The following is a 14,815-nucleotide window of genomic DNA, read 5'->3' on the forward strand; positions in this document are numbered from 1 at the left end:
AGATTAAATTGGGTATATAAGTAACAGGTATTAGGTTTAATGAAGTATAATAGTCATATTACTACAAATAAAAAAGGAAGTGTTGAAATGAGTAAGATAACGAAATTATTCAAATTTGTGATGACACAGTTAAAACGTTCTATAGAGCGATTTCCTATCACGCTCATCTTTAGTTTGTGTTTTATGGCATCAGTGATGACGCGTGTTCATATGTCATATGATGCGAGTGGTACAGATACAGTAGAAAAATTAATGATGGTATTTGCACTGGGTATTCCTATGTCAGCACTTGCTAAAGTCACCATAGAGCGATATCAGTTTAACGGTCTTTACAAGTACCTAGCTCATGGGGGTGGCATTCTTCTCCCTTTACTGTACTATCTAACCATCCCAACGCCGATGGGCGATTATTTTGTTATGCGATATTTGGCACTTTGGGGAATTCTGTTTTTAATGTTCCTAACGATGCCATATTTTATCGACAGAAAAGGCTTATCTAGATATATCTTACACCTAGCGGGTAAATTTTTTATGACCGTTCTATTTGCAGGCGTTCTATATGGCGGCATAGCGATGATGGTCTTTACCATTGAGGTCTTATTCGACTTCAATTGGTGGGATGAAATCTATTTTGATCTGTTCATATTCATTGCTGCGACATTTGGTGTGACACACTTCTTAGGCAATGTCCCTGAGAAGAATCAGGAAATACAGCTTGAAGAGTTTTCAAAGCTGTTTAAGAGCTTGTTTCTGTATATCGTTTTACCAATAATCAGTGTCTACACCGTTATCCTGTACGCCTATTTCATTAAGATCCTGTTTAACTTTAAATTACCAGAAGGTGTCATCGGCAACCTTGTGCTTTGGTATGCGTCTGTAAGTGTAATCACGCTCTTCTTCGTAAGAGATCTTAGATACAAATTAGAGTGGCTAGAGAAATTCTTTAGAATCTATATTCCTATGATGACGATACCATTAATTATGCTGTTCGTTGCACTTTTCATTAGAATTAATGCATTTGGAATTACCATGCCGAGATATTTTGTAGTGACATTAGCCATCTTTGCTGCGCTTAGCCTTGCAAGTATGTGGCAAAAGAAACGAGAAACAGCAGTTGTTGTGATGATTCTACTCATCGCTATGACAACCTTATCTTTCTTTGGACCATTATCTGGCTATCAGCTTACTTTTAACAGTCAAACAGATCGTCTTGAAGCCATGTTAACACAGTATGGCCTCTTGAATTCAGATGGGTCTATCACGCCCAACTCATCAGTCACAAAAGAGGGGCAAGGTGAAATTTCCAACCAAATCAACTTTTTGATGAGTGCATATGCGGATAAAAAAATCTCAGTTTTGCCTGATGGATTTGATAGAGGAGATGCTAAAGATGTATTAGGTTTTGAACTCCTTTACTACTGGGATCCTGGCTATACAGTAAATGACTATATTAACTACTATGTAAAAATGCCTCAACAAGTGATTGACTTGCAAGGTGCAGACTATTTAGTAGAGCTCAATAGTTACGACCAAACCTTTGAATACGATTTAAATGCAAATTATCATGTTAAATTTGATAAGGATCTATTTGAACTCACTAAAGATTCAGTGGTCGTTCTATCAGAGGACCTTCGCGTAGCAGCTGCAAAATTTTATTTGAACCAAGATATGATTCCTGAACTTGTGGGAACTGATGGTACGATGGTGCACCTAATTTACCAAAACATTGACGGTAGAAATCTAGCAGATCAAGCACCTACAGCAGTGTTAGACCTTGAAATTAACGGTTTCTCAGTGCGTATGCTCATTGATATAACAGAGTAAACACAGAATCCTCGCTAAGTGAAAACTCGGCGAGGATTTTTTTGTCATCATCTTGATGGCGGTAAAATCTGACGGCTCGATGGTTGAAGTTTTTTAGAGTGGTCATATTTTGTTCACGTTCTGTTCGTTGCTTTTTATAAAATCAAATTGTATAATATTTTGTAAATCGAAATAAAATGACCAAAAGACGGAAGGTAAAAAACATGAATCATGAAGAAGAGCAAAAAATGGCCATACATTACAATACGACTTCTTTCGTTAATTCACAGACAAAGTTTTTTCAGGCACATGCAAGAAAACAACCCACACTTTTAGGAATGGAATTTGAGCATATTCTTATCGATCGAGACTCTCTTAGAAGCTATGATTATTTTGAGCCAGATGGACAAAAGGCAATATTTGAGAAGCTTCTAACTAAAGGCTGGGAACCTATTTTAATTGAAAAGAATCATCTCCTTGGGATACAAAAAGAAGGGGATACCCTTACACTTGAGCCAGGTGGACAGATTGAAATCAGTCTTCGCCCACTAAGTGATATAAAAGAAATCGATTTTTACTATCACAAAGTGATAGAAGAGGTGTACTCTGTCCTAAAGGAAAATCAAGTGATCGCTGGAATTGGCTATCATCCTGTAACACGGATACGCGATCTATCGCTACTGCCAAAGGAGCGTTACGGCCTTATGTATCGCTACTTTGAAAACAACGGTATTTTTTGTCATAACATGATGAAAGGAACTGCAGCGACTCAAGTATCCATCGACTATTCAAATGAACAGGATTTTATTAAGAAGTTTAGAGTTGCCAATTATCTGTCACCTGTTCTCGCATCACTTTTTGACGCAACGCCTTTTTTTGAAGGTGAGCCTGTAGAGGGTGGGAACATGCGTCTTCGTATTTGGGAAGAAACGGATATCAAAAGATCGAAATTAATCCCCAAGAGCTTGGATCAGTTATTCGGATTTGAAGATTATGCAAAGCATCTTTTAAATATCCCTCCAATATTGATATATAGCGATGGCAACTTGATTCAAACTGAAAACGAGCGTTTGGATGACCTCTTAGAAAAATATCCATTAAAGCCTTCCGAGCTTGAACACATACAAAGTATGGTTTTCCCTGACGTGAGACTAAAAAGATATATAGAGATTAGGATGCCAGATGCACTCCCATATCCTTATAATATCTCAGTAGGTGCAGTTATAAAGGGACTTTTCTATAATGAAGAGAACTTAGAAAAGTACTATGCATTAAGTCAAAAGGTGGATGACAGTTGGGTGATTAAACTCAATAAATGGCTATCATCGGGCGATGATATCTTGTTAACCAAAGAAGAAGGCGACTGCTTCAATCAACTTAAGCAACAAATCCTAGAAGATGTCATACTCGCACTTGATCCAGAAGAAGCAAGATACGTCAAAGCACTCAAAACCATTGTGGATGCTGAATCATCTCCAATGGCATATATGCGAAAAATATACAATCAGTCAAAAGAAGCATTCGTTGACCTAATAGATGTAAGGAGGACATGGGCGCATGTTGGATCAGAAACTAACCGATAAATTTATGAAATCTTATGCAACCTACAAGCAGGATTTTGACAGAGTTAAAACCGCAGTAGCAAATTCAAAAGCAATCTATAAAGGGGCACCAGTGCCTTACTTATATCTACCGATGCTTTATCTTGAGCAAGATTTAGAGACGTTTAAATATGCCTTAAATGGTATTCATGATATCTCAAAGCGCACCATTGAGCTTTATCTAGAAGACGAAAGTGTTAGAAACCTCTTTAATTTTGACTCGAGATTAGACGCTTTAATTAGAGTGCCACATCACTACGATACAACGGTTCCTATGGGCCGATTTGACATCTTCTACTATGGCGAAGGCAATTTCCAATTCTGTGAGCTAAACGCAGATGGCGCTTCTGCTATGAACGAGGAGTTTGAACTCAGTAAGATTATGTCACAGACCGCTCTCCTGGATTCTGTTAAGGACACCTATGATTTTCAATCGTTTGAACTGTTCCATAGCTGGGTGACCGAGGTTAAAAATATCTACGCCTCTTATTTAGCAAACACAGGTAAAGCATCTGATACGCCACCTTTTGTTGCGATCTTAGATTTTATCGACAAAGGCAGCCCGCTTGAGTTCGAGATGTTTAAGGATGCTTTCATTGAGGGCGGATATGAATGTGAAATAGTTGATCCAAGGGATTTGACAGAAATAGATGGAAAATTGTATATTAAGGATAGAGCGATTGATATCATTTATCGCCGTTTGGTAACGAAGGATTTAATGGATCGTTATGATGAGATTCCCGCTTTGATCAACGGCCTTTTGGCTGGGAAAACGTGCGTGATTGGCTCGATAAAAACACAAGTCATCCACACCAAACGCTTCTTTGAGGTGCTTTATGATGAGGGACTACGCGCTAAGCTTTCCAGTGATCAAATCGCATTTATCGACAAGCACGTTCCATTTACAAGACCGCTTAAAAATGATGAGCGATTTGAAGATTATCTTAAAAATAAAGATGCTTACATCATCAAGCCAGTAGATTATTACGCGTCAAAAGGCGTGTGCGCTGGAAAGGACTACACAAATGAAGCTTGGCAGTCTTTACTTAAAGAGAAAGTAAACGAAGATTTTATCATTCAAAAGTACTGTCCGCTTGCATTGACGACGAATTTATATGAAGATGCAAATGGCGACGTTCAGGTGAAATCCTACAGTACGATAACAGGTCTTTTCACCTATAACGAAAAGCTTGCAGGTATCTATGTTAGAGCAGGACTTAACGCAATCATTTCAGGTTTACACGACGGTTATACGATGTCAACGCTAAAGGTGACTAAAAAGTAGGAGGTAAGTTATGGGTTTTTTATGGACAACCATACACGTTAAAAATTTAGAAGAGTCAATCGCATTTTATCAAGCTATCGTTGGCTTGCAACTTAGAAGACGCTTCAAGCCTTATCCAGGTAGAGAACTTGCTTTCTTAGGCGTCGGCGAAACAGAGATTGAACTCATGCAAACAGATGGTGAAGATTTGCCAGGCAGAATCGAAGGGATTTCAATCGGTTTTTCTTGCGACGATGCAGAAGAACTTAGAAACGAACTGATCGAAAATCAATTCGAAGTGACAGAGATCGAATCGCCTAATCCAAACCTCAAATATTTTATCGTAAAAGATCCTGATGGTGTGAATGTACAGTTTGTGCAGGACATGCGAAAAGGTTAAGTAGATTAATATATGAAAAATGGCCCCTCCTATGGATATACTTCCAAATAACAAGCGGTTTCGGCTGCGCCTGCAAATTGTCATTTGAAAGTACATCCATAGGAGGGGCTTTAATTATAAAATACATATAGTAGGAGGGGTTATGAAAATTGTTTCTGAGGTTATGGCTAAGATGATTGCTTACACGAATGGGAACCTTCACGATATCAATCATCTTTTAAAAGTGCATGGGTATGCGAGAACAATAGGGATTTTAGAAGGGTTAGATATGAACACGCAGAAAACCCTTGAAGTGGCTGCAATTTTACATGATATCGCTTGTCCTTTATGTCGCGAAAAATATGGAAATACAAATGGTAGGTATCAGGAGATTGAGGGGGAGAAGTTGACTTTTGAATTTCTCAAGTCCTTTGAAATGGATGAGGCGTTTGTTAATCGTGTGGCTTATTTGGTTGGCCATCATCATACTTTAACGCAGATTGAAGGCTTGGATTATCAAATCTTAATAGAAGCGGACTATATTGTGAATGCTGGTGAAAGTCAGCATCCTGAGGATAAAATTAGAAACGTGATCAATCAAGTATTTAAAACGAGTAGTGGCAAAGCACTCATTGAATCGATATATTTTCCAGAAGAATCAAATTTTTGATGCACTACCTTTTGTTAAGCAGGCTAAAAATAAAGTGAGAATTATTTTCAATTAAGACGATATTGACGAATTTATAGACCCATTTGGGGTAAATATGACATTATACAATGAGGTGATTTATGGAAAATTTATCGAATACAAATGGGAACTGGAAGCGGAAAGCGGCTAGGTTTTTAATCAGTCAAAACGTCTCTTTATTTGGGACTTCATTAGTTCAGTATGCGATTATGTGGTACGTAACGTTATATACTGGATCTGGGTTCATGATGACCTTATCCATCATTTTTGGGTTCTTACCGACCTTTTTCTTATCGCCTTTTGCAGGGGTATGGGCAGACCGGTTTGATCGTAAAAAACTCATCATCTATGCGGATGGTGGGATTGCACTTGCAACTGCAGTTATGGTTGTCTTCTTTTTAATGGGCTATGAAAGTGTATGGCTCATGTTTGTCATCTCTGCTATAAGGGCGTTTGGCTCTTCGGTACAACAGCCAGCGGTCAATGCATTTATCCCGCAGTTTACGCCTGAAGATCAGTTGATGCGTGTCAATGGGATTAACGGTAGTATACAGTCCTTTATGATGCTCATATCGCCGATGGTAAGCGGCGCCTTAATGACACTTGCGCCTATCGAAACCATCTTCATGATCGATGTGGTAACTGCAATTTTTGCCATCTTAATATTAGCACCGCTTAAGGTAGAGCAGGCGCAAAAACAAATACAACAGCAAGGTGAAAAAATAGATTACTTCGCAGATTTAAAACAAGGCATCGACTATATTCGTACCCATGCCTATCTCAAGCGCTTTTACGTTTTTATAGGCGTGTTCCATTTTCTAATCACACCAGTTGCCATGCTATCACCACTACAAGTAACCCGTAATTACGGTGGCGTCATATGGCGACTGACGGCAATAGAGATCGCTTTTTCTTCAGGGATGCTAATAGGTGGACTCCTAATTTCTGCGTGGGGAGGCTTTAAAAATCGCATCCACACCATGACCCTGTCCACGATGATTACTGGACTACTCATCCTTGCATTGGGAACGCAAATTAACTTCTATGTGTATCTGTTCATCATGTTTTCTGCCGGTATCACGATACCACTTTTCAGTACGCCATCAACCGTACTCTTACAAGAAAACGTAGACAATGTCTATCTCGGTAGAGTTTTCAGCGTCATGTCCATGATCTACAGCGTCACCATGCCGATCGGCATGCTTTTATTCGGTCCACTAGCAGACGCCATCGCCATAGAATGGCTGTTACTCGTCACAGGCGCCCTCGTCTTCATCCAAGGCTTCTTCCTAATCGGCAGCAAAGTCTTAGTCGCCGCAGGGGAAAAACGCAAAGAACTGCCATCGGAAGTTTAACGGCATCAGAGCCTTGAACTGAGTTGAAGCTTTGTTACACTGACATATGAATTAAAAGCCTCGTGTAATTAACCCCAAAACGACAGGGTTTCGGCTTCGCCTGCAAATTGTCGTTTTGGAGTTAATTACACGAGGCTTTTCCATACTCATTCATGAGTAAAAGGTAAAAATCTCCTCCTTCAATTGTGCGAGGCAATTGATAGCCATTAAACCGATTTATATATCCAAAGAAAGCCAGTCATTAGAACCATCAAACGACAATTTGCAGGCTCTGCCGAAACCCTGTCGTTTGATGGTTCTAATAACTGGCTTTCTATTATCATACTCATAGTTTAATTGTATAAAATAACGAGCCACACAGCAATTTGCAGGCTCCGCCGAAACCCTGTCGTTTGGCGGTACTAATAACTGGCTTTCAATTACATCAAAGTTTGACAATTAAATCCCGAGTGCACAGGTAGGAATTGTTAAGCTTTTGTGAATGATACCGTTTCTCATTGACGAACGCCCCAAGACGCGGTATCATTATTATGAAATAAATCCGATTAAATTACTAGGATATAGGAGGCATCTATGCAAATTATTAAAATAGAGAATTTAAAATCACAGGTAGAAGGACAAGATATTCTCAAGGGAATTGATCTTACGATTAACTCAGGAGAGATTCACGTTATCATGGGCCCAAATGGCGCGGGAAAATCGACGCTTGCCAATGTATTGATGGGACACCCTGCTCACGAAGTAACCGATGGCAGCGTGTCTTTTTTGGGCAAAGATCTTTTAGACATGAAAGTAGATGAGCGCGCAAAATCAGGGCTCTTTTTATCTTTCCAATACCCTCAAGAAGTACCAGGAGTCACAGTAGAGAACTTTATCAGAACGGCAAAGAAAGAAGTGAGTGGCATCATGCCAATGATGACGCATTTTAATAAAGAGATTAAAGGTCGTCTTTCTGAACTTTCAATGGATGAAAAATACCTTGATCGTTATTTAAACGTCGGCTTTTCTGGTGGTGAGAAAAAGAAAAACGAAATTTTGCAAATGGCAGTGTTAAATCCTAAGCTCGCTATATTAGATGAAACGGATTCTGGTCTAGACATCGATGCGATTCGCGTGGTCTATGAAACGGTGCAAAAGCTTTCAAGTGAAAACAATGCCATCTTAGTGATTACGCACTATAACAAGATTCTAAATTATATCAAACCGGACTTTGTCCATGTACTCGTAGACGGCAAAATCGTAAAAAGCGGCGATTTGTCTTTAGCTGAAGAAATTGAACGCTCAGGCTATGAAGTTTTCAAAGCAGAAAAAACAAGTGAAGCAGTGCGTGCATAAGGAGGCATCATGGCAAATAAAACCTATATTGCGGACGTAGATCGTGGCATCTATGATGTTGTTAACCCTGAGAATCACCGCTTTGTAGCGGACAAAGGCTTAACTGAGGACATCATCAGAGACATTTCTAAGGAAAAAAATGAACCCGAGTGGATGTTAGAGTTCAGACTTAAATCCCTCGAAATTTATAAATCAAAGCCCATCCCAACTTGGGGGGCAGATCTCAGTGACCTCGATGTGGAAAACATCGTTCACTATGTAAGACCAAATACGGATATGAAGACCAGCTGGGACGATGTGCCAAGTGAAATTAAGGAAACCTTTGAAAGATTGGGGATACCTGAGGCGGAGCGCAAGTCGCTTGCAGGTGTTGGTGCACAGTACGACTCAGAGGTCGTCTACCACAGCATGCAGGAAGAGCTCATCGCACAGGGTGTGGTCTATACGGATATGGACACAGCTGTAAAAGAGTACGAGGACATCGTTAAAAAGTATTTTATGACGATTATCACCAACCGAGATCATAAATTTTCTGCGCTTCACGGTGCCGTTTGGTCAGGTGGGTCGTTTGTCTATGTGCCAGAAGGGGTCCATGTGGGACTGCCTTTACAGTCGTACTTTAGACTCAATGCCAAAGGGGCAGGACAGTTTGAGCATACGCTCATCGTCGTGGAAAAAAATGCGAGCCTCCACTTTATCGAAGGGTGTTCGGCGCCGAAGTACTCGGTTCAAAACCTACATGCCGGTGCAGTTGAGCTTTTCGTAAAAGAAGGCGCAAAATTGAGATACAGTACCATCGAAAACTGGTCGCGCAATATGTATAATCTTAACACCAAGCGTTCGGTCGTAGATAAAAATGGGAAAATCGAGTGGGTTTCAGGCTCGTTTGGATCGAGAGTGTCCATGCTTTATCCGATGAGTATCCTAAGGGGCGAAGGGGCAACCAGTGAGTTTACTGGGATTACTTTTGCTGCGAAAGGACAGTATCTAGATACGGGTACAAAGGTGGTACATGCTGCTCCAAATACCAGCTCCATCGTCAATTCAAAATCCATCTCTAAGGACGGCGGTCACGCTTTCTATAGAGGCCTTTTAAGAGTGACACCAAATGCAGTAAACGTCAAGTCTACTGTCAATTGTGAGTCTCTGATGCTAGACAGTGAATCAAAGTCGGACACACTTCCTATAATCGAGATCGGCAACGACAAGGTCGATATTGGGCATGAAGCGAAGATTGGTCGCATCAGCGATGAGACGATTTTCTATCTCATGAGTCGAGGCATCGATGAAGCAGAAGCAAAAGCGATGATCGTAAGAGGATTTGTTGAACCGATTACGAAGGAGTTGCCACTGGAATATGCTGTTGAGCTCAATAATCTCATCACACTAGAACTTGAAGGCACGATTGGTTAGGAGGACAGCATGATAAATGAAAATTCTATTTTAAATAATGATAAAGGATCAAGTCATAACAATGTATCACTTCATGAAAAGGCTTCCAGCTATGTGATTCCGACTTGGAAAAGACTGACTTTACCTGAAACCCTTTTTCCTGTTCGAAGTGGTGATGTCATAGAAGAACTCAGTATAGAAGGGAACGGAGTAGAAGTAACGCCTTATGAAGCCTTTCATGAAGCATGGTTTTCAGATGCAAAATACACTAAGACATTGGGCGAGCCCTTTGCATCTTATATTTTAAATGAAAAAAATCACGGGTACGTCATTCACTCTAGTTCAAGAGCGTTTGATGCACCAGTCGTGAAACTGAATTATAGACTTAGTGCGGAAAGACCACTTCTCGTGGAAAATCAACTTTTTATCGCAGAAGAGGGCAGTAAGCTAACCGTCGTGATCGACTATACCTCAGACGAAAATGGCGTAGAGCTTCAGCATTATGGAACGACGAGAGTGATCGCCAAAAGAGGGAGCACCGTAAGAGTGGTTAAGATTCAAAGATTAGGCGCAAAGGCACTTAATTTTGATCAAAACTTTTCTGAAGTGTTCGAAGGGGCAAACCTCGAGTTAATCGACATACAGCTGGGGAGTCAAATTAAGGCGGTTGCCTATGAGTCACACCTTGCTGAGCGACATGCATTTGCAGATTTGCAATCGCTTTACTTTGGCGATCAAGGTGAAGCGCTGGATCTATCTTATACGATGAAACACTTTGGACCAAAAACAGAGTCACTGATCCTTTCGAAAGGTGCACTTGGTGGCGATAGCAAGAAGGTCTTTAGAGGCAATCTCTTCTTTGAAAAAGGCGCGACACAATCCGTTGGTAGAGAGAAGGAGTTCGTCGTCCTATTAGATGAAAAAGTTAAATCGGATTCAATTCCGGCACTCATGTGTTCAGAGGATGATGTCATCGGCGAGCATGCTGCAAGTGTTGGCCAATTAGACCATGAGAAATTATTCTATTTAATGAGTAGAGGCTTATCGCTGGAAGAAGCGAAAAAGCTAGTGATAAAAGCGTCGTTTGAAGAGGTGTTGATGACACTTAAGGACGACGGGCTCAAGGATTCTATTTTAGACGCACTGGACAGGAGGCTGTAGATGGGAATAGGCAGAGAGGCACACGAACTGAATATGGTACGTGAGGAATTTCCAATTTTTAAGCAGCACCCTGCACTGATCTATCTGGATCATGCCGCTACCTCTCAAAAGCCAGACACTGTGATAGAGCGAATGAAGCTCTATCTAGAGGAAAGCAATGGTTCTCCGCATCGCGGAGCGCATCTCCTCAGTGTTGAATCTACGAGACAATACGACTATGGACGTGGACGTGTTGCAGAGTTTATCGGTGCGCAGTCGCCTAAGGAAGTGATTTTCACTAAAAATGCGACTGAAGCACTTAACCTGGTGGCACAAAGCTATGGGAGAGCCAATTTAAATGAAGGGGACGAGATAGTGCTTGCGATTACCGCACATCACTCCAATATCGTGCCTTGGCAAATCGTAGCTAAAGAGAAACGCGCTGTACTGAAGTACCTGTATATTGATGAGACAGGACACTTTTTATCAGGGGAACTGGATAAAATTACTTCAAAGACTAAAATCGTTGCTTTTCCGTGGATATCAAATGGACTCGGTTGCATTCACTCTCCTGCGCCTATCATTCAAAGAGCACATGAAGTGGGGGCAGTTGTAGTCTTAGACGCTGCACAAGCTGTGGGACACATACAAGTGGATGTCGTCGGCTTAAACGCTGACTTTCTCGTATTTTCAGGACATAAAATGTATGGTCCAACGGGGATTGGTGTCCTCTATGGCAAACAGCAATTACTTGAGAATATGCCACCCTTCTTAACCGGTGGCGATATGATCGAATATGTAGAAGAGCAAGATACAACTTATGCACCCATTCCTGAGCGGTTTGAAGCGGGGACGCAGCATGTAGAAGGTGTCGTTGGATTGGTAGCTGCCATCGATTTTATTCAAAATGTTGGTCTTGACAACATTCGATTGAAAGAGGAACGTCTGGCGAAATATGCCTATAAAAGTCTCTCAGAGCTAGATTATGTGACGGTATATGGGCCAAAGGTCGATGAACCACGCGGCGCACTGGTTACCTTTAATGTGGAAGGCATTCATCCACACGATATGGCGACGCTTCTGGACCACAAAGGCATCGCGATAAGAGCAGGACATCACTGTACACAGCCACTTATGAAGTATTTGGGCATCCAAGCCTCTTGCAGAGCGAGCTTTTCCATCTACAATCACGTAGAAGAGATAGATGCCTTAATTGAGGGTATTAAATATGCAAGGGAGGTATTTGGCTATGTCAATCGATAACCTATACACAGAACTGGTAATGATGCACAACAAAAGTGGACATAATAAGCATCTACTTGAGCATGCCAGTCACATAGAGCGCGGTCATAACCCGAATTGTGGCGATGATTTGACGCTTCAAGTAAAGCTTGAAGAGGGTGTCATCACAGATGCAGCTTTTTTAGGCAGTGGCTGTGCCATCAGTCAAGCGGCGATGTCCATCATGATTGATCTGGTTAAAGGTAAAACTGTGAGTGAGGCAAAAAATCTCGCAGAGCTCTATCTAGGTATGATCAGAGGTGAGTCAAGAACAGAGGAAGAATTAGAAGCTTTGGCCGATGCTGCATTATTTGAGAACTTATCAAAGATGCCTGCAAGGGTAAAATGTGGCACACTCGGATGGCATTGTTTAACAGTCGTTCTTGAAAAATAATGCTTATACAAGTATAATGTGTGAGGCAGTATATGTTTATAACTACCAGTAAGTGGTATTTTATAGATATATAGTGTCTCTTTATTTTGAGATAAGAAAGAGGTTTTAACATTTATGTATGACATCAGGGATATCATTGAAAAGTGCATTACACTAACAGAAAAAATAAAAAAAGAATATATCAGACTCCAAGAGGACAGTGGTGATATGCGGATGCGTATTCTAATAGGAGTGTTTATTCGTTCTGCCAACAATGATATTGCTTATTATAATAGAGTTAAAGGTACACTCACTGATGAAATCGCTGAGAAGATTGATTTTGGTGTGTTTGATAAGATATCCAATCTCGTTAATCAGTTTGCAAGAACCATTATACCGATCACAATATTTGAGAGACGACCGTTAGTCAATTATGCTTTATCTCAGCAAAAGTCACTTTATGCACTTCTTGTAGATATACAAGGTCGTATGGTTTCTGGAGATGAAGAGACTTCCATCGCATATTATGTCTTAACTGAACTGATTCAAGAAAAATTTAAATTCATCAATGAGTTGGAGCAAATGGTACAATAACTTTCAGAATATTAAGATTTTATTACTGGTACTGCTATAATCTTATTGAGAGATTAAATATGCTATAATGATGCTAATGAACTGTTTGAAATGACCGCAGATAAGGTAATAATAATATATAACACTATCGGAGGCATAAATGAGTGAAAAAAATCAAGCACCAGTAAAGAATGTGGCAAAAATCATGTATGCGCTAAGTATTCATATGAAATATGGGGAAGTTTTACATGTAGAAGGACTGTCAAAAGAAGAAAAGGATAAGTATTTTGATCTTGCAAGAAAGGAAAGCGGTACGATGCTAGTTGAAGATCGAAATAGCGTCAGACATCTTCACAGTCAAGATATCGCGAAGATTTCAGTTAAAGCTTATGATGAGAAGTACAGTAAGGTTTATCATCCTTTTGAGAAGATGCTTTTTTCAGAAAGTAGTCTTGGTAGACGTGTTTTTAGTCTGATTATAAAAGCATTTGTCGTACTTGCAATCGTCGGTATATTAGCTGTGTTTGGTCTTGCGATGATCGAAGGTGATATTATGGATGTCTTCTTCGATGGCGAAGTATTATCTGCAACGTTATCCAAAGGCTTTGACCTTGTGAATCAAATTTTTGGGTTTACAGTAATTCTTATGATCCTTCTTAATCTCATAGATTTGGTGTTGGGACTTAAAGCACACTATTACATCAACCAAGATGGTGCTTATCCTGTGGAATATTCTAGATTGAGCAATACATTAGTCACAATTGCTTTTATTATCGTTTTCACAATAGCAAAAATGATGTTAGGATTTGTAGCCAACATGATTTAATAAATTCTTAAGCAATATAACCGGTGTTCACTGTTAGTGAACACCGGTTTTTTTATATTTGGTTAATCATTTCTTAATGGATTTGGGGTAAATTATTGTTAAAGCATTAACCTAGATAGATATGGAGGATTCAATGAGTAAAATATCGAACCGCCACAACACAAAATGGATATTTTTAAGCTTTGGCCTTGTAGCGATACTGGCATTGAGTACGGTGGCTTACATAGGCTATGAAAATGCAATAGAAAGAGCAGAACAAGTCACTACCAATTTTTTTGTGAGGCTATACGAAGCCGATCCATCCACCTTGTCTGATTTATTACCTGAAGAAACACTTTTAGCAGATGAAAAAACATTTGAAACCTACATTACAAAACTTAACCAGTCCGTTGATAAAAAACTTAAGGGCAGGTTTACTGAAAAATTTAAAAAAGAGCTAATGGGCAATCGTCTTTGGATGATGGCTCCAGATATTGCTGAAGCTAAATCACTTTTGATTGAGGTAACAGAGGTTAAACTAGAACGTGTCAATATTGAGTCTGATGAGATTTACTTTAACTTTCAAATCACAGTTGAATCTAAGCTCAGTGAGACAGACGAGGTATATAAAGTTGATGTGGAAAAAGGACAGATTAGATTGGTAAGACAAGGCATCGGTTATCGCATTGATCATATTAATTACACAGCCTCACCATTTATTAAAAATAGTATTTAATGAAAAAGGACAGAAACGGTCCTTTTTTTTTATCTAAAATGGTTATAATAAGAGTAAAGGATCCTTAAATAAATTCTTGCAAGAATTGAG

General features: G+C 39.9%; 14 protein-coding genes. All 14 read left to right on the forward strand.

Annotated features, from left to right (window positions below):
- Positions 1 to 87 precede the first annotated feature (87 nt).
- Positions 88 to 1,824, forward strand: a complete 1,737-nt coding sequence (locus AC4PID_RS09515) for a DUF4153 domain-containing protein (RefSeq protein WP_492135338.1) — start codon at positions 88 to 90, stop codon at positions 1,822 to 1,824.
- A 203-nt stretch (positions 1,825 to 2,027) separates the two neighbouring features.
- Entirely contained in the window at positions 2,028 to 3,386 is a 1,359-nt protein-coding gene (locus AC4PID_RS09520; protein ID WP_492135339.1) for a glutamate-cysteine ligase family protein, read from the forward strand.
- Positions 3,361 to 4,689, forward strand: a complete 1,329-nt coding sequence (locus AC4PID_RS09525; RefSeq protein WP_492135340.1) for a hypothetical protein — start codon at positions 3,361 to 3,363, stop codon at positions 4,687 to 4,689. The genes AC4PID_RS09520 and AC4PID_RS09525 overlap by 26 nt, the downstream gene beginning before the upstream one ends.
- A 10-nt stretch (positions 4,690 to 4,699) precedes the next feature.
- Positions 4,700 to 5,068, forward strand: coding sequence for a VOC family protein (locus tag AC4PID_RS09530; RefSeq protein ID WP_492135341.1), 369 nt, complete (start codon positions 4,700 to 4,702; stop codon positions 5,066 to 5,068).
- 142 nt (positions 5,069 to 5,210) lie between these two features.
- Entirely contained in the window at positions 5,211 to 5,717 is a 507-nt protein-coding gene (locus AC4PID_RS09535) for an HD domain-containing protein (protein ID WP_492135342.1), read from the forward strand.
- 119 nt (positions 5,718 to 5,836) lie between these two features.
- Positions 5,837 to 7,090, forward strand: coding sequence for an MFS transporter (locus AC4PID_RS09540; protein WP_492135343.1), 1,254 nt, complete (start codon positions 5,837 to 5,839; stop codon positions 7,088 to 7,090).
- A 573-nt stretch (positions 7,091 to 7,663) separates the two neighbouring features.
- Entirely contained in the window at positions 7,664 to 8,425 is a 762-nt protein-coding gene (gene sufC / locus AC4PID_RS09545; protein WP_492131780.1) for a Fe-S cluster assembly ATPase SufC, read from the forward strand.
- Between the two features lie 9 nt (positions 8,426 to 8,434).
- Positions 8,435 to 9,838, forward strand: coding sequence for a Fe-S cluster assembly protein SufB (gene sufB, locus AC4PID_RS09550; protein ID WP_492131781.1), 1,404 nt, complete (start codon positions 8,435 to 8,437; stop codon positions 9,836 to 9,838).
- A 9-nt stretch (positions 9,839 to 9,847) separates the two neighbouring features.
- Positions 9,848 to 10,978: a SufB/SufD family protein gene (locus tag AC4PID_RS09555; RefSeq protein ID WP_492131782.1), complete on the forward strand. Its 1,131-nt coding sequence runs from the start codon at positions 9,848 to 9,850 to the stop codon at positions 10,976 to 10,978.
- Positions 10,979 to 12,220, forward strand: a complete 1,242-nt coding sequence (locus AC4PID_RS09560) for a SufS family cysteine desulfurase (RefSeq protein WP_492131783.1) — start codon at positions 10,979 to 10,981, stop codon at positions 12,218 to 12,220. It abuts the gene before it with no gap.
- Entirely contained in the window at positions 12,207 to 12,632 is a 426-nt protein-coding gene (gene sufU / locus AC4PID_RS09565; protein WP_492131784.1) for a Fe-S cluster assembly sulfur transfer protein SufU, read from the forward strand. The genes AC4PID_RS09560 and sufU overlap by 14 nt, the downstream gene beginning before the upstream one ends.
- Positions 12,633 to 12,746: 114 nt before the next feature.
- The gene (locus tag AC4PID_RS09570; protein WP_492131785.1) at positions 12,747 to 13,205 is read left to right on the forward strand and encodes a hypothetical protein; all 459 of its coding nucleotides are present in this window, start codon (positions 12,747 to 12,749) and stop codon (positions 13,203 to 13,205) included.
- 139 nt (positions 13,206 to 13,344) lie between these two features.
- Positions 13,345 to 14,010, forward strand: coding sequence for a hypothetical protein (locus AC4PID_RS09575; protein ID WP_492131786.1), 666 nt, complete (start codon positions 13,345 to 13,347; stop codon positions 14,008 to 14,010).
- A gap of 133 nt (positions 14,011 to 14,143) precedes the next feature.
- Positions 14,144 to 14,725 carry a hypothetical protein gene (locus AC4PID_RS09580; RefSeq protein WP_492131787.1) on the forward strand — a complete coding sequence of 194 codons (582 nt, stop codon included), beginning with the start codon at positions 14,144 to 14,146 and terminating at the stop codon, positions 14,723 to 14,725.
- The last annotated feature ends 90 nt before the right edge of the window (positions 14,726 to 14,815 follow it).

Source organism: Fusibacter sp. QWL-12, from assembly GCF_058683495.1.